General features: G+C 69.6%; 18 protein-coding genes. 14 read left to right on the top strand and 4 right to left on the bottom strand.

All coding sequences use genetic code 11. The features are described from left to right. Positions 1-24 precede the first annotated feature (24 nt). From PUW82_RS12595 to PUW82_RS12575, 5 genes are all read left to right on the top strand, one after another. Complete coding sequence (locus PUW82_RS12595) at positions 25-624, top strand: histidine phosphatase family protein (protein WP_274222617.1); 600 nt, start codon at positions 25-27, stop codon at positions 622-624. Positions 625-629: 5 nt separating this feature from the next. Continuing rightward, a complete protein-coding gene (locus PUW82_RS12590; RefSeq protein ID WP_274222616.1) occupies positions 630-1,205 on the top strand; it encodes a GrpB family protein in 576 nt (191 codons plus the stop codon). 65 nt (positions 1,206-1,270) lie between these two features. Then, the gene (locus PUW82_RS12585; protein WP_274222615.1) at positions 1,271-2,092 is read left to right on the top strand and encodes a TSUP family transporter; all 822 of its coding nucleotides are present in this window, start codon (positions 1,271-1,273) and stop codon (positions 2,090-2,092) included. 10 nt (positions 2,093-2,102) lie between these two features. Then, positions 2,103-2,918: a 4-hydroxy-tetrahydrodipicolinate reductase gene (gene dapB, locus PUW82_RS12580; protein ID WP_274222614.1), complete on the top strand. Its 816-nt coding sequence runs from the start codon at positions 2,103-2,105 to the stop codon at positions 2,916-2,918. Continuing rightward, a complete protein-coding gene (locus tag PUW82_RS12575; RefSeq protein ID WP_274222613.1) occupies positions 2,915-3,364 on the top strand; it encodes a tetratricopeptide repeat protein in 450 nt (149 codons plus the stop codon). The genes dapB and PUW82_RS12575 overlap by 4 nt, the downstream gene beginning before the upstream one ends. Positions 3,365-3,391: 27 nt before the next feature. Here the strand turns inward: PUW82_RS12575 and PUW82_RS12570 are convergent, their stop codons facing one another. From PUW82_RS12570 to PUW82_RS12560, 3 genes are all read right to left on the bottom strand, one after another. Beyond that, positions 3,392-4,306, bottom strand: a complete 915-nt coding sequence (locus PUW82_RS12570; protein ID WP_274222612.1) for a TIGR01777 family oxidoreductase — start codon at positions 4,304-4,306, stop codon at positions 3,392-3,394. Continuing rightward, positions 4,299-4,724, bottom strand: a complete 426-nt coding sequence (locus PUW82_RS12565) for an OsmC family peroxiredoxin (RefSeq protein WP_274222611.1) — start codon at positions 4,722-4,724, stop codon at positions 4,299-4,301. Before PUW82_RS12565 ends, PUW82_RS12570 begins: the two co-directional genes overlap by 8 nt. A 100-nt stretch (positions 4,725-4,824) precedes the next feature. Further along, a complete protein-coding gene (locus PUW82_RS12560) occupies positions 4,825-5,268 on the bottom strand; it encodes a TlpA family protein disulfide reductase (protein ID WP_274222610.1) in 444 nt (147 codons plus the stop codon). 65 nt (positions 5,269-5,333) lie between these two features. Between PUW82_RS12560 and thyX the strand changes: the two genes are divergently transcribed. Next, complete coding sequence (gene thyX / locus PUW82_RS12555; RefSeq protein WP_274222609.1) at positions 5,334-6,086, top strand: FAD-dependent thymidylate synthase; 753 nt, start codon at positions 5,334-5,336, stop codon at positions 6,084-6,086. Between the two features lie 27 nt (positions 6,087-6,113). Here the strand turns inward: thyX and PUW82_RS12550 are convergent, their stop codons facing one another. Continuing rightward, a complete protein-coding gene (locus PUW82_RS12550) occupies positions 6,114-6,653 on the bottom strand; it encodes an NUDIX domain-containing protein (RefSeq protein ID WP_274222608.1) in 540 nt (179 codons plus the stop codon). Positions 6,654-6,711: 58 nt separating this feature from the next. On the opposite strand from PUW82_RS12550, the gene dapA reads away from it, so the two are divergent. The 8 genes from dapA to recA all read left to right on the top strand — a co-directional run bounded on the left by dapA (position 6,712) and on the right by recA (position 15,314). Then, entirely contained in the window at positions 6,712-7,689 is a 978-nt protein-coding gene (gene dapA / locus PUW82_RS12545; protein ID WP_210005575.1) for a 4-hydroxy-tetrahydrodipicolinate synthase, read from the top strand. Between the two features lie 51 nt (positions 7,690-7,740). After that, positions 7,741-9,417, top strand: coding sequence for a ribonuclease J (locus tag PUW82_RS12540; protein WP_274222607.1), 1,677 nt, complete (start codon positions 7,741-7,743; stop codon positions 9,415-9,417). Positions 9,418-9,466: 49 nt separating this feature from the next. After that, a complete protein-coding gene (locus PUW82_RS12535; RefSeq protein WP_274222606.1) occupies positions 9,467-12,172 on the top strand; it encodes a DNA translocase FtsK in 2,706 nt (901 codons plus the stop codon). Positions 12,173-12,188: 16 nt separating this feature from the next. Then, complete coding sequence (gene pgsA, locus PUW82_RS12530; protein WP_274222605.1) at positions 12,189-12,761, top strand: CDP-diacylglycerol--glycerol-3-phosphate 3-phosphatidyltransferase; 573 nt, start codon at positions 12,189-12,191, stop codon at positions 12,759-12,761. Beyond that, on the top strand, positions 12,758-13,303 hold the full coding sequence (locus tag PUW82_RS12525) for a CinA family protein (RefSeq protein ID WP_420792754.1): 546 nt from the start codon (positions 12,758-12,760) through the stop codon (positions 13,301-13,303). Before pgsA ends, PUW82_RS12525 begins: the two co-directional genes overlap by 4 nt. Before the next feature lie 157 nt (positions 13,304-13,460). Then, the gene (locus tag PUW82_RS12520; protein WP_210005565.1) at positions 13,461-13,781 is read left to right on the top strand and encodes a helix-turn-helix domain-containing protein; all 321 of its coding nucleotides are present in this window, start codon (positions 13,461-13,463) and stop codon (positions 13,779-13,781) included. 15 nt (positions 13,782-13,796) lie between these two features. Next, positions 13,797-14,021 (top strand): DUF3046 domain-containing protein, encoded by a 225-nt coding sequence (locus tag PUW82_RS12515; RefSeq protein ID WP_274222604.1) that lies wholly within the window; start codon positions 13,797-13,799, stop codon positions 14,019-14,021. 240 nt (positions 14,022-14,261) lie between these two features. After that, on the top strand, positions 14,262-15,314 hold the full coding sequence (recA, locus tag PUW82_RS12510; protein WP_274222603.1) for a recombinase RecA: 1,053 nt from the start codon (positions 14,262-14,264) through the stop codon (positions 15,312-15,314). Positions 15,315-15,327 lie beyond the last annotated feature (13 nt).

The following is a 15,327-nucleotide window of genomic DNA, read 5'->3' as shown; positions in this document are numbered from 1 at the left end:
TTCATCGTTTCGAATCGAGCTTCTGTGACGCAGTATCTCTACCTCGTGCGCCACGGAGAGCATCAGGACGCCGAGCACGGACTCGAGGACGGCCCGCTCTCTCCGCGTGGCCGCCGCCAGGCCGAACTCCTCGCCGACCGTATCTCCGGGGTGCCGCTCGACGCCGTCTGGCACTCGCCCCTCGAGCGGGCGCAAGAAACCGCGCGCGCCGTCGCCAAGCGACTTCCCGCGCTCTCGCCGCAGGCTTCGTCGCTGCTGTTCGACTGCGTGCCGACCGGGATGACGCCCGACACCCCGCCGGCCTACGAGTCGTTCTTCGGCTCGTACACCGAGGCGGAGATCGAGGCCGGCGCCGCGCAGATGTCCGATGCGGTAGGTGAATTCCTCGCGCGCAAGCCCGAGACGCATGAGCTCCTCATCACCCACAACTTCGTCATCGCCTGGTTCGTGCGCGAGGTGCTCCAGGCACCCGACTGGCGCTGGCTGACGATCAACCAGGCCCACTGCGGACTGACGGTGCTCGCGCAGCGCCCGGGCCGGCCCTGGACGCTGGTGTCGCACAACGACCTCGCCCACCTTCCGGTCGAGCTGCGCACCGGTCTGCCCGACATCCTGCTCGTCTGACCCGCGTGACCTCGGGTCCGGACAACCCCGCGCGGCTCTCGCCGCACGATCCCACGTGGGCTGAGACAGCGCAGTCGCGGCTCGACGATGTCAGTCGGGCCCTTGCGGGCCTGCCGGGCGCCGACCGAGCTCACTTCGACCACATCGGGTCGACGGCCGTGGCCGACCTCGATGCCAAGCCGATCATCGATCTTCAGGTCCGCATCGTGCCGTTGCCGTCCGAGGAGGAGCTGAGCTTACGGCTCGGTGCCGCAGGCTTCCGGCGCGCTTGGGGCTCCCGGCCCGACTCGCCGGGGGTCTTCCGAGACATCCCGCGCGGGGGCGAACCCGTTCCCGACGAGGTCTGGGAGAAGCGGCTGTTCGTGTCGGACGGCGGCGGCGTGATCCTCCATATCCGTCGCGCCGATTCGCCGTGGGGTCGGGCGACCGTATCGTTCCGAGACCGCCTGCGTGCGGACCCCGTCGCCCGCGAGCGTTATCAGCAGCTGAAGCGGCGCCTTTCCGTCGAGAACGCCGGCAAAGCGGACTACGACGACTACACGCGCGCCAAGACCCGTTTCTTCGACGACCTCGGCGCGTAGCGCGGGACATCGCGCACCGGATCGGCGGATTGGACGGGGAGGCGCCCGAGCCGGAGAATCGACCGGTGTTCGATGGTCCCCTCCTCGCCGACTGGCTGCCGGTCTCGGTCTCCGCGCTCGTCTTCCTGGTCGTCGCAGCGGGGGTCGCCGGGTGGGTCGACGCCGTGGTCGGCGGGGGAGGGCTCATCCAGCTCCCCGCCCTCGTGATCGGTGTTCCCCGGGACGTGGCGACGCCGTTCATCCTCGGAACGAACAAGCTGTCGTCCTTCGCGGGCACTCTGTCGGCCAGCTGGGTGTACCTGCGCCGCATCCGCGTGCAGCTCGTGCTGCTCCTGCCGCTCGTGGGCGGCGCATTCGGCGGGTCGGCGGTCGGAGCGGCGCTGTCGCGCTACGTCCCGCGCGAGCTGCTGACCCCGATCGTGCTGGTGGCGGTCGTCGCCGTCGCGATCTACACCTTGCTCAAACCCAAGATGGGCCTGACGCACGAGCCGCGCCACGAGAGGCGCGGGGCGATCATCGGGCGCTCGAGCCTCATCGGAGTGAGCGTCGGGTTCTACGACGGCATCCTCGGTCCCGGTACGGGATCGTTCTTCGTGATCCTGCTCGTGGCGGTGCTCGGGTACGGGTTCCTGCAGGCGAGCGTCAACGCCAAGATCGCGAACCTCACCACCAATCTCGCCGCGCTGCTGGTGTACGGCGTGCACGGCGAGATCCTGCTGGTGCTCGCGCTGGTGATGGCGGCGGCGAACATGACGGGCGGGTTCATCGGGGCGCGCATGGCCACGAAGAACGGCAGCGGTTTCGTCCGGATCGTGTTCCTCGTCGTGCTGTCCATCCTCGTCGTCAAGCTCGCCTGGGACACGGTCGTCCAGTTCGCTCCGGCGTAGGCTGAGAGCCATGACCACGCGCGTGGCCCTGGTGGGCGGAACCGGAAAGCTCGGCGGCATCATCCGCGATGTGATCGACCGCTCCGACGGCTTCGAAGTCACCGCTGTGCTGACGAGCCGCAGCGGGCTCGATGAGCTCGACGGCGCCGACCTCGTCGTGGACGCGTCCACGCCCGCCGTCTCGGTCGACGTCGTCCGGGCGGCGATCGAGCGCGGCATCAACGTGCTCGTGGGCACCTCGGGCTGGTCCGAGGAACGCATCGCGCAGGTGCGTCCGCTGGTGGATGCCACCGGCACCGGCGTCGTCTTCATCCCGAACTTTTCGCTGGGCTCCGTCGTGGGCAGCGCCATCGCGGCCGCGTCGGCGTCGTTCTTCCCCTCGATCGAGATCATCGAGGCGCACCGCGACACGAAGGTGGACTCGCCGAGCGGCACGGCCGTGCGGACCGCTGAGCTGATCGCCGCCGCGCGCGCCGATGTGGGCCCCGTCGAATCGCCCCACGCCGATCAGCGTGCCCGCGGTCAGAAGGTCGCGAGCGTGCCGATCCACTCGCTGCGCCGCCCGGGCGTCATCGCGCGGCAGGAGACGATCCTGTCGGGTCCCGGCGAGTCGCTGTCGATCGTCCACGACACCATCGAGCCGGCCCGGGCCTACGAGCCCGGCATCCGCATCGCGCTCGATGCCGCGCGGGAGGCGCACGGCATCGTCGTCGGGCTCGACAGCTTCATCGACATCGGCATCAGCCGCACCGTTCCCGTCGCCGAGATCGGCGGTACGGACGAGAACGACGTCACCGGCCAGGTCGCGCGCGTCACCGGCGCATGAGCGCGCGCATCCTCGCCGTCGTGATGTCGGTGCTGCTGGCGCTGTACATCGTCCTGATCGCGCAGCGCGCCGTGCTGCTGCTGACCTCGGGCGACCCCGTCGGCGTCACGATGGGGGCCGCGCTCGTGGTGCTCCCGGCCATCGCGACCTGGGCGCTGTGGCGCGAGCTCAGCTTCGGGGTAGGCGCGTCGCGTCTCGCGAAGCGGCTCGAGGCCGAGGCCGACCTTCCGAGCGAACAGATCGACCTGGCTCCCAGCGGGCGCCCTGACCGTGCCGAGGCGGACGCGCTCTTCCCGCGCTACCGCGACGCCGTCGAGCAGGCGCCCGAGGACTGGCGTGCCTGGTTCCGATTGGGCCTCGCGTACGACGGCGCCGGCGATCGACGACGCGCCCGCCAGGCCGTCCGCACCGCGATCGGGCTCGAACGCGCCGAGCGACGCGCCTGACCGCGTCCCGCTGACCGAGTCCCGCCGTCACCGCGGCGGGACGACCGCCGCGATCGCGTCCTGCACGCGGGTGTGGGTGAACGAGAACCCCGACCGCTCGAGGACGGCCGGTGCCACGTCCGTGTCGTTCGTCAGCAGCGCGTCCGTCGCATCGCGGCCGAGGACGAGGCGCAGGCCCCACTCGGGGGCGCGCACGAGGTAGGGCCGGTTCATCCGCAGGGCGAGGCTGAACCCGACATCGTTGGCCGTGGCGCGCGTCGGCCCGGTGAGGTTCACCGGCCCCGCGACATCCGTCTCGATGAGGTGACGGATGGCGGCGACCTCGTCGACGAGAGAGATCCAGGGCCAGACCTGCGTGCCGCGTCCGATCGGACCGGCCAGGCCCGCCCGGGTCAGCAGGATGAGTGGTTTGAGGACCGCCTCGGGATGCACCACCGGTGCGGTGCGCAGCAGCATGACCCGGGCGTGATCCCGAGCGGTGAGCGCCGCGGTCTCCCATTCGCCGCACAGATCGGCCAGGAAGGTGTCGCCGCGCGGGGCGGTCTCGGTCATCCGGACGCCCGGACGTGAGGGGTAGTACCCGACGGCCGACGACGACAGGAAGGCGGGGGCGTCGGAGCCGAGTGCGCGGATGGCGCGGGCGAGCGTCTCGGTGGGCAGCAGCCGCGACCACACCAGCTCGTGCTTGTACGAACGCGTCCACGGGAAACGGCCGATGCTCGCGCCGTTCAGGCCGACGACGGCGCGGGCTCCCGCGAGCACGTCGGGGTCGAGGGGGCGCTCGCCGGGGGACCATTGCACCTCATCGGGCGCGGCGGCCGGGCGGCGCACGAGTCGCGTGACGGCGATGCCGTCCGCACGCAGGCTGTCGACCAGGGCACGTCCGATCAGGCCGGACGCGCCCGCGACGACGACTCGTCCGGGTGCGGCTGCGTCAGCCAAGCGTCGCCTCGAGGGTGATCTCGATGCCCGCGAGTGCTGCCGAGACGGGGCAGCCGCTCTTGGCCTCCTGGGCGAGGCGGTCGAAGTCCTCGGCTGACAGGCCCGGAACCACGGCGTTGACGTTCAGGTGGGAGCCCGTGATGCCGGTGCCCGGGATGAACGTCACCGATGCGGTGGTCTCGACCGACTCCGGCGGGGTTCCGTTCTCGGTGAGCGCGTGCGACAGCGCCATCGAGAAGCAGGACGAGTGCGCGGCAGCGATCAGCTCTTCCGGCGTGGTGACGGCGCTCGACCCCTCGCTGCGGGCCTTCCAGTTGACCTCGAACGGGCCCTGGTTGGAGCTCTCCAGGGCGATCTGCCCGGATCCCTCGGCGAGACTGCCCTTCCAGCTGGTGGTTGCTTCGCTCGTGACGCTCATGACTCTCCTCCTCGCGGGACGGCGCGGTGTGCGCTCGCCGATGAGCCTAGATCGCGTCGTCGTGGACCGGAACGCCTTGACAGCGTGGAGACCGCAGGGGTCAGACTGCGGCCGTCTCGGAGCGCAGTCGGAGGATCTCGAGCTGTACGACATCCCGGCGCGGCGCGCCGCCGAAGCGCGTGCGGACCACGCCGCGCCCGTCGAGGACGAGCGTCGTCGGGGTCTGCGCGATCTGAAAGCGCCGGGCGATGTCGGGGCGGTCGGTCACGTCGATGTCGAGGTGCACGACGTCGTCGCAGGCATCCGCGACCGCCGCGAGGGTCCGGTGGGCGCCGGGGCAGCGGTGGCACGTCTCGGTGCTGAACTGCAGCAACGTTGCGGTGCGGCCGAGCGCATCAGGCTGCGCGCCGAGTCGGCGGGGATCGACGACGTCGAACCGTGGCGCGGGGTAGGGGCGCGAGGCGCGCCATCGCAGCGCGAGGCCGATCGCGCCTGTTACCGCTAACAGCACGGCCAAGACGACGGCCACCGCCAGGAGTTCCACAAGACCCCAGGTTAGACCCATCCCGACGGCCCGGCGCTCGCGCCTGCCCGAGGTAATCTGAAGCCGTGAGCGACGCCGAGCAGACCCCGACCACGCCCGAGATCGAGTTCCGCAGTGATGTGACGGTCGAACTGATCCGCTCCAGCGCCGCCGACGCCGACGTCTTGTTCGCGGCCCGCGTCTCGACGCAGGGCGAGCAGACGCTCGATGCGGCGGCAGCGGGCACCGAGGCATCGAGCCGTGACCGCGGGCTGATCAACTACCTCATGCGCGACCGCCACGGGTCGCCGTTCGAGCACAACTCGATGACCTTCTACGTGCAGGCGCCGATCTTCGTGTTCCGCGAATTCATGCGACACCGCATGGCCTCGTACAACGAGGAGTCGGGCCGCTACCGCGAGCTGCGTCCGGTGTTCTACGTCCCCGCCCGGGAGCGCAACCTGAACCAGGTGGGCAAGCCCGGCGCCTACGAGTTCCTGCCCGGCACCGACGAGCAGTTCGCGCTCGTCGACGAGAGCACCCGCGCGGCATCCACCCAGGCGTACGACGCCTACCAGCGGATGCTCGCGGCGGGCGTCGCCCGCGAGGTCGCGCGGATCGTTCTGCCGCTGAACATCTACTCGTCGATGTACGTCACGATGAACGCCCGCGCGCTGATGAACTTCCTCTCACTGCGCACCAAGGTCGAGGGCACGCACTTCCCCTCGTTCCCGCAGCGCGAGATCGAGATGTGCGCCGAGAAGATGGAGACGGCCTGGCGCGAGCTCATGCCGCTCACTCACGCGGCGTTCAACGCGAACGGCCGCGTCGCCCCCTGACGACGTCGCGCCCGGCCGGCGTCTCGATCAAGCGAACCGGCCGAGGCGGATGCCTGCGTAGGCGAGGGCCGCGACGGTCTCACCGTCGGTGATCTCGCCGGCGGCGACCTGGCGCAGAGCTTCGGCGAACGGCATCCAGAGCACCCGTTCGATCCCCTCTTCGCCCTGCGAATCAGAGGCGTCCTCGGCGGGGGAGAGCCCCCGCGCGAGGAAGACGTGCTCCGGTGCGACGGCGATGCCGTTCAAGGCATTCATCGTGCCGATGTGCTCCCACGTCTGCGCGACGAGTCCCGTCTCTTCGCGCAGCTCGCGCCGCGCCGCGACGAGGGCCTCCTCGCCGTCGCTGCCGCCGGCGGGCACCTCGATCGAGCGGCCCGTCGTGTAGCGGTCGACCTCGACGAAGCAGATGCGGTCGGCATCATCGAGCGCGACGACGAACACGGCCGGATGCCGCATCTCGACGACCCCGTAGATGCCGTCGCCCGCCGGTCCGGTGACCTCGTCCTCGCGCACCGAGATCCACGGGTTGTCGTACACCGCGCGGGTGCTTCGGGTCGTCCACGCCATGGCGCCACCCTACGTCGGAGACGACACGGCGCCGAGGCGGAACCGATACCCTGAGACCATGACGCACACGGGCAATCCCTTCGGACAGGTCCTCGTCGCGCTGGTCACTCCGATGACCGCCGACGGTGAAGTCGACTGGCCCGCCGTCGAGAAGCACATAGACGACGTCATCACCGCCGGTGCGGACGGCGTCGTCGTGACCGGCACCACGGGCGAGACCAGCACCCTGACCGACCCCGAGAAGCTGCGGCTCGTCGAGGTCGGCAAGTCCGTGTCGGCCGGCCGCGCCAAGATCATCACGGGCGGCGGGTCGAACGAGACCGCGCACGCGATCGAGCTGTACAAGGCCAGCGAGAAGGCCGGCGCCGACGGCATCATGATCGTCACGCCGTACTACAACAAGCCCACTCAGGCCGGCATCCTGACGCACTTCCGGTTGGTCGCGGACGCGACCGACCTGCCCGTCATCCTGTACGACATCCCGGGCCGTACCGGCGTGCCGATCAAGTACGAGACGATCCTGCGTCTCGCGAAGCACCCGAACATCCTCGCCATCAAGGACGCCAAGGGCGACTTCAGCGAGGTCAGCCGCGTCCTGAACCAGACCGACCTCATGTACTTCTCGGGCGACGACGCCAACGTCCTGCCCCACCTCTCGATCGGGGCGAGCGGCCTGATCGGTGTCACGGCGAACATCACCGCGACGCCGTATCGCACGATCGTGGATGCCGTGAACCGCGGCGATCTCGCCGCCGCGACCGCCGCGCACAAGAGCCTCGAGCCCCTCGTCCGTGCGGTCATGACGCACGTGCCCGGCACCGTGAGCGCGAAGTACATCCTCCACGGCCTCGGCCGCATCTCCAGCCCGCGCGTGCGTCTGCCGCTCGTGGGGCCGGAGGAGTGGGAGGCCGCGATCATCGAGGACGAGCTCGCCCTCGTCTCGGGCGTGCCCGGGGCCGACTTCTCCAACTTCCGTCCCGACCGAAACGCCGCCGCCGGCGGTGCGCTGCCCAAGGTGCACGGGACGACCCGCTAGACGACAACGATGAGGATGCCGCACACGCGGGCATCCCGAGGAAGCGTGCCAATGCCCACGAACGTCTTCAGCCCGCCCGCTCTCGAACCCGGGACGCTGCGGGTGTACCCGCTCGGTGGCCTCGGCGAGGTCGGTCGCAACATGACCGTCTTCGAATACGACGGCAAGCTGCTCGTCGTCGACTGCGGTGTGCTGTTCCCCGAGGAGCACCAGCCCGGTGTCGACCTCATCCTCCCCGACTTCGAGCCGATCCGTCACCGCCTCGACGACATCGTGGGCGTCGTGCTCACGCACGGCCACGAGGACCACATCGGAGCCGTCCCCTACCTTCTCAAGCTCAAGCGCGACATCCCCCTCATCGGGTCGGGGCTCACGCTCGCCCTCATCGAGGCGAAGCTCAAGGAGCACCGCATCCGTCCGTTCACCCTCACGGTGACCGAGGGGCAGCGCGAACAGGTCGGTCCGTTCGACCTCGAGTTCATCGCGGTGAACCACTCGATCCCCGACGCGCTCGCCGTCGCGGTGCGCACCCCCGCCGGCCTCGTGCTGGCGACCGGTGACTTCAAGATGGACCAGCTGCCGCTCGACGGGCGCATCACCGACCTCCGCGCCTTCTCGCGCCTGGGCGAGGAGGGCGTCGACCTGTTCCTGGTCGACTCCACCAACGCCGACGTCCCGGGGTTCACCCCGACCGAGCGCGGCATCGGGCCGGTGCTCGACCAGGTCATCAGCAAGTCGCCGCGCCGCGTCATCGTCGCGAGCTTCTCGAGTCACGTCCACCGTGTGCAGCAGGTCGTGGATGCCGCCGCCGCGAACGGTCGCCGCGTCGCCTTCCTCGGCCGCAGCATGGTGCGCAACATGACCATCGCCGAGAACCTCGGCTACCTGAACGTGCCCGACGGCGTGCTCATCGACTACAAGAAGGCCCAGGACCTGCCGGACGACCGGATCGTCTACATGTCGACCGGTTCGCAGGGCGAGCCCATGGCCGTGCTCTCGCGCATGGCCAACCTCGAGCACGCGATCGAGCCGGGGGAGGGCGACACCGTCATCCTCGCGTCGAGCCAGATCCCGGGCAACGAGAACGCCATCTACCGCGTGATCGACGGGCTCACCAAGCTCGGTGCGAACGTCGTGCACAAGGGCAACGCGAAGGTGCACGTCTCTGGCCACGCCGCCGCCGGTGAGCTGCTGTACTGCTACAACATCCTGCGCCCCCGCAACGTTCTGCCCGTGCACGGCGAGTACCGCCACCTGATGGCCAACGCCAAGCTGGCCCAGGACACAGGCATCCCTGCCGAGCGCACGATCCTCGCCGAGAACGGCACCGTCGTCGACCTCAAGAACGGGGTCGCCGAGGTCGTCGGTCAGCTCGACATCGGGTTCGTCTACGTCGATGGCTCGACCGTCGGCGAGATCACCGACGCCGACCTGAAGGATCGTCGCATCCTGGGCGAGGAGGGCTTCATCTCGGTCATCGTCGTCGTCGACGGCAAGACCGGGCGGGTCGTCAGCGGCCCCGACATCCATGCGCGCGGCGTCGCCGAGGACGACTCGGTGTTCGAAGGCGTCAAGCCGAAGATCGCGGCAGCGCTGGCCGAGGCCGTGCAGTCGGGCACGCGCGACAACCACGCCCTGTCCCAGGTCGTCCGCCGCACCATCGGACGCTGGGTCAACCAGTCGTTGCGGCGCCGGCCGATGATCGTGCCGGTCGTCATCGAGGCCTGACCCGCGTCGTTCCGCGGGAATGGGGTCACCCCCGCGTACCGTGGAGCGTATGGCCAGGAGCACGAACGCGCCCTCCGGACGCCGCGCACCGGCGAAGACCCCGACCTCGCGCGCCCGCAAGAGCGAACCCACCCCCAAGCGGTACGTCGACGAGGCGGAGCACCCGCCGGTGCTCGCGCGTGCCTGGATGGGCCTCGCGCACGCGACGGGCGGGATGTTCCGCGCCTTCGGGCCGGAGACCCTCGAGAAGGATCAGCGCCGCGACGGCCTGCCCTTCCTCCTCGTGCTGCTCGCCATCGCAGGCGCGGCGGTCGAGTGGTTCCTCATCGGCACCGAGGCGGGCACGCTCGTCAGCGCCTACACGGTCGGGTTCCTCATCGGCCGTGAGGCGTTCATCATGCCGGTGCTGCTGCTCTTCCTCGCCGGCTGGCTCTTCCGTCACCCGGCCTCGGTCAACGACAACGGTCGCATCGGGATCGGCTTCGGCCTGTTCGTGCTGTCGATCGCCGGCTTCTGCCACGTCTTCGGCGGCCGACCCGAGCCGAAGGCCGGTGCCGTCCAGCTCAGTGCCGCCGGTGGTCTGTTCGGCTGGGCCGTCGGCGAGCCGCTGACGATCCTGACGTCGTACGGCGCGGCTGCCGTGCTGGGCCTGGTCGCTGCGCTGAGCGTGCTCATCCTGACCAAGACCCCGCCCAACCGGATCGGCGCCCGTCTGGGTGATCTGTACGCGTGGATGTTCGGCGCCGAGCGTGCCGTCGCCGACCCCGATGGCGAGGCCCCGACGGTCGCCTTCACGCCGAAGAAGGGCAAGAAGGCCGCTCCCGCCGACGACGAGACCGACGAGGACGACGACGACGTCCTTCCCTGGTGGCGTCGCAACAAGAGCGGACGCGAGGAGGATCCCGACGACGGCATCGGATCGCAGGACCTCACCGAGTTGCTCGGCCCGTCGATCGACGGCGGCTTCGAGCAGGCGGTCGCGCCGCCGCCTCCGCTGCCCGAGGCGCAGACCGAGGTCATCGACCCGTCCGTCATCGAACGCGCGGCGACGGCCGTCCGCGCGAGCCGCCCCGCCGACACCGCCGTGCGCGACGACAGCGACACGGGCGAGATAGAAGAGCTGCCCGGCTTGACCGGCCTCGGCGGCGACTCGCACGGCCAGCCGCCGACGACTCCGTACCGTCTGCCTGCCGTCGCGGCGCTCGGCGCCGGCACCCCGGCCAAGACACGGTCCGAAGCGAACGATGCCATCGTGCGCGCCATCACCGGCGTCTTCGAGCAGTTCTCGATCGACGCGAAGGTCACGGGGTTCTCCCGTGGCCCGACGGTGACGCAGTACGAGATCGAGGTGGGACCGGGAACCAAGGTCGAGAAGATCACCGCGCTGACGAACAACATCGCCTACGCGGTTGCCTCGAACGAGGTCCGCATCCTCGCGCCCATACCCGGCAAGAGCGCCATCGGCGTCGAGATCCCGAACACGGATCGCGAGATCGTCACGCTCGGAGACGTGCTGCGTTCCAACGCGGCGACGTCGTCGACGCACCCCATGACGATCGGCGTCGGCAAGGACGTTGGCGGCGGGTTCGTCGTGGCGAACCTCGCGAAGATGCCTCACCTCCTGGTGGCCGGCTCGACCGGTTCCGGTAAGTCGAGCTTCGTCAACTCGATGATCACGAGCCTGCTGATGCGCGCTAAGCCGACCGACGTGCGCATGGTCCTGATCGACCCCAAGCGCGTCGAGCTCACGAGCTACGCCGGCGTGCCGCACCTCATCACGCCGATCATCACGAACCCGAAGAAGGCGGCCGAGGCGCTGCAGTGGGTCGTCAAAGAGATGGACATGCGCTACGACGACCTCGCGTCGTTCGGCTTCCGTCACATCGACGACTTCAACAAGGCGGTCGTCGCCGGCGAGATCCAGCTCCCGGCCGGCAGCGAGCGCGTGCTGAAGCCCTACCCCTACCTGCTCGTGGTCGTCGACGAGCTCGCCGACCTGATGATGGTCGCCCCCCGAGACGTCGAGGACTCGATCGTCCGCATCACCCAGCTCGCCCGCGCGAGCGGCATCCACCTCGTCCTGGCGACGCAGCGACCGTCGGTCGACGTCGTCACGGGTCTGATCAAGGCCAACGTGCCCTCCCGCCTCGCCTTCGCGGTGACGAGCGTCACCGACTCGCGGGTCATCCTCGACCAGCCCGGCGCCGACCGGCTCATCGGGCAGGGCGACGCGCTGTTCCTGCCGATGGGCACCTCGAAGGCCATCCGCGTGCAGGGCGCCTGGGTCGCGGAGTCCGAGATCGAGAAGGTCGTCTCGCACGTCAAGGGCCAGGCTCAGCCCGAGTACCGGTCGGATGTCGCGGCGGTGGCGGAGAAGAAGGAGATCGACGCCGACATCGGAGACGACCTCGAGCTGCTGCTGGCTGCCGCCGAGCAGATCGTGTCGACCCAGTTCGGCTCGACGTCGATGCTCCAGCGCAAGCTGCGCGTCGGCTTCGCGAAGGCGGGCCGGCTGATGGACCTGCTCGAGTCGCGCGAGATCGTCGGGCCGTCGGAGGGCTCGAAGGCCCGCGACGTGCTGGTCACCCCCGAGCAGCTGCCCGCGGTGCTGGCCCGTCTGCGCGGAGAGGACCCGCCGACCTCGGCGCCCGCCGCACCGGCCGCCGACCCGGTCGAGGCTCAGTTCGACGGACTCGAGGTCGTCGACGGCGACAACGGTTCCGAGGACGCCTGGGGCCTCACGGGCCGGGACTGACGGTTAGGCTCGCTCCGTGGCGATCCCCAGGCAACTGCCCAACACCATCACGATCGTGCGCATCCTGTGCGCACCGGTCTTCCTGTGGATGCTGCTGGCGGATGCCGGTGCCGACGGCGCTCTGCGCTGGTGGGCGGCCGTGCTGTTCATCGTCGCGATCGCGACCGACGGCATCGACGGCTACCTCGCGCGTCGCTACCGCATCGTCACCGACCTGGGGAAACTGCTCGACCCGATCGCCGACAAGGTCCTGACGGGTCTGGCGTTCGTGGGGCTGTCGATCCTCGGCGAGCTGCCCTGGCTCGTGACGATCGTCGTGCTCGTTCGTGAGCTCGGCATCACGGTGCACCGGCTGATGGTGGCGGGTGACCACGTCGTGGCCGCGGCGTGGATGGGGAAGCTCAAGACCGTCGCCCAGGCGGTCGCGCTCTCGTTGGCGCTGCTGCCGCTGTGGACGGTCTTCGGCGACGGCATCCACGTCGTCAACGCCGTCGCGATGTGGATCGCCGTTCTGCTGACGGTCGCGAGCGGCATCGACTACGTCATCACGGCGATCCGCGGCGCCCGGCGGGATCGGAGCGCATCGTGACCGCGCGGGAGTACGTGCACGAGCTGCCGGACGAGGTGGAATCCACGCTCGTGTCGTCGGGGCGCCGGACGGATGCCGAACGTCTCGTCGAACGACTGAGCGAGCTGGGCTGGACCGTCGGCGTCGCCGAGTCGCTCACCGGCGGGCTCGTCGTGTCCGAGCTGGTCGCCGTCTCGGGAGCGTCGGCAGTGGTCCGCGGCGGGATCGTCGCGTACGCCACGGAGATCAAGCAGCGGTTGCTCAACGTGGATGCCGCCCTGCTGGAAGCCCACGGTGCGGTGCACCCGCGCGTGGCCCGCCAGATGGCGGAGGGCGCGCGTGAGGCTCTGGGGCCCGGGGCCGCTGCAGCCGATGTCGGCATCGCGACGACGGGCATCGCGGGCCCGGAGTCGCCCGATGGGCAGCCGGTCGGCACGGTGCACATCGCCGTGTCCACCGCACTCGGTGTGCGCACCGAAAGTCTCGTGCTCGAGGGTGATCGAGCCCAGATCCGTGCGGAGGCGACGGCTCGCGCGATTCGTCTCGCGATCGACGCCCTCTGAGGGAATAGCCGCGCGCGACGCTGGGTTGTTGCCATCGTGCGCCACGCATGTCAACTCTCATCCGACCCACAGCGCGGCCGGGTTAGTGTGACGTGCTGATGAGATACCGTTGTCCACCCAGGACGGGTGCGCACCATGACGAAGGAGGGGGTCCGAGATGATCTTGGTTCGACAGGAGATCGGCGACGTTCTGCGTGACCTCCGCCTGCAGAAGGGGCGCACGCTGCGCCAGGTCGCGAGCCGCGCCAGCGTCGCTCTCGGGTATCTGAGCGAGGTCGAGCGCGGTCAGAAGGAAGCGTCGAGCGAGATCCTCGCTGCCGTCGCCGAAGCGCTCGATGTGCCGATCTCGACGATCATGCGCGAGGTCGGCGACCGCATCTCCGTGCTCGAGGGTCTTCCGGTGCTTTCGGATGTCGTCCCCGACGACATCGCGGGTCTGGACGACGACCTCGTCACGCCCGAGCTCTCGCTGCGCTGACCGCGTCCGTTCTGCATGCGACGAAGTGAGTTCGACCGCGCCGTCGACGCCGAGTTCGGTGTGCTCGGATCCGCGCTGATCGACGACCTCGGTCTGCCGCGGCTGGGCAATCGCACGGCTCGGCAGGCGCTACGCGACGGCGAGCCGCCGCGCGACGTCTGGATCGCGCTCTGCATCGAAGCGGATGTGCCCGAGGCGCGGCGCTATGGCGTGGGACGGCTCGACCCGCGCGACCGGTGATCTGCGGCGCGACGCGCGGCGTGTCGTCGAATATCCGTTCGAACGGCGCGTAGGCTCCTGCACAGGTGGTCGATTCCGGACTCACCTCACGAGAACGGGAACGTCTCCGGCCGATGTCGGAGGCCCTCCGTAGCGTGAGGGGAGTCGGAAGACACCCCATGCCTTGTCGCAGCATCCCGGCACCGAGTCGGGAGCGCGACAGCCTACAGGCGTCGGAAACGCGAGCATAAGGAGCACGCCATGCCATCACCCGCTGACCGCGAGAAGGCCCTCGAATCGGCCCTCGCCCAGATCGACCGGCAGTTCGGAAAGGGCTCGGTCATGCGCCTGGGCTCCGACGAGCGCGCACCCGTCGAGGTCGTCCCGACGGGCAGCATTGCCCTCGACGTCGCCCTCGGCATCGGCGGACTCCCGCGCGGCCGCATCATCGAGATCTACGGTCCCGAGTCCTCGGGTAAGACGACGCTCACGCTCCACGCGATCGCCAACGCCCAGCGCGCCGGCGGCATCGCCGCGTTCATCGACGCCGAGCACGCGCTCGATCCCTCGTACGCAGAGAAGCTCGGTGTCGACATCGACGCCCTCCTGGTGTCGCAGCCCGACACCGGCGAGCAGGCGCTCGAGATCGCCGACATGCTTATCCGTTCCGGCGCGATCGACCTCGTCGTCATCGACTCGGTGGCCGCGCTCGTGCCCGAGGCTGAGATCAAGGGCGAGATGGGCGACTCGCACGTCGGTCTGCAGGCGCGACTCATGTCGCAGGCGCTGCGAAAGCTCACCGGTGGGCTGAACCAGACCAAGACGACCGCGATCTTCATCAACCAGCTGCGCGAGAAGATCGGCGTGTTCTTCGGCTCGCCCGAGACGACGGCGGGCGGTAAGGCCCTGAAGTTCTATGCGTCGGTCCGCCTCGACATCCGCCGTATCGAGACTCTGAAGGACGGCACCGACGCCGTGGGTAACCGCACCCGCGTCAAGGTCGTGAAGAACAAGATGGCGCCGCCGTTCAAGCAGGCCGAGTTCGACATCCTGTACGGCGTGGGCATCTCCCGCGAGGGAAGTCTCATCGACTTCGGCGTCGAGCACGGCATCGTCAAGAAGTCGGGCGCCTGGTACACCTACGACGGCGAGCAGCTCGGTCAGGGTAAAGAGAACGCCCGTAACTTCCTGATCAAGAACGCCGACATGGCTGCCGACATCGAGAACAAGATCAAGCAGAAGCTCGGCATCGGCCAGCCCGCTGCGCCCGCCGCGGCCGAGAGCGATGAGCTCGCCGCCCGTCGGCCCGCGTGACCGTGAGTTCTGA

Source organism: Microbacterium thalli (assembly GCF_028737325.1).
GTDB classification, from domain to species: domain Bacteria; phylum Actinomycetota; class Actinomycetes; order Actinomycetales; family Microbacteriaceae; genus Microbacterium; species Microbacterium thalli.
Note: the sequence above shows the minus strand (reverse complement) of the source record. Positions and strands in the feature narration are given on the sequence as shown.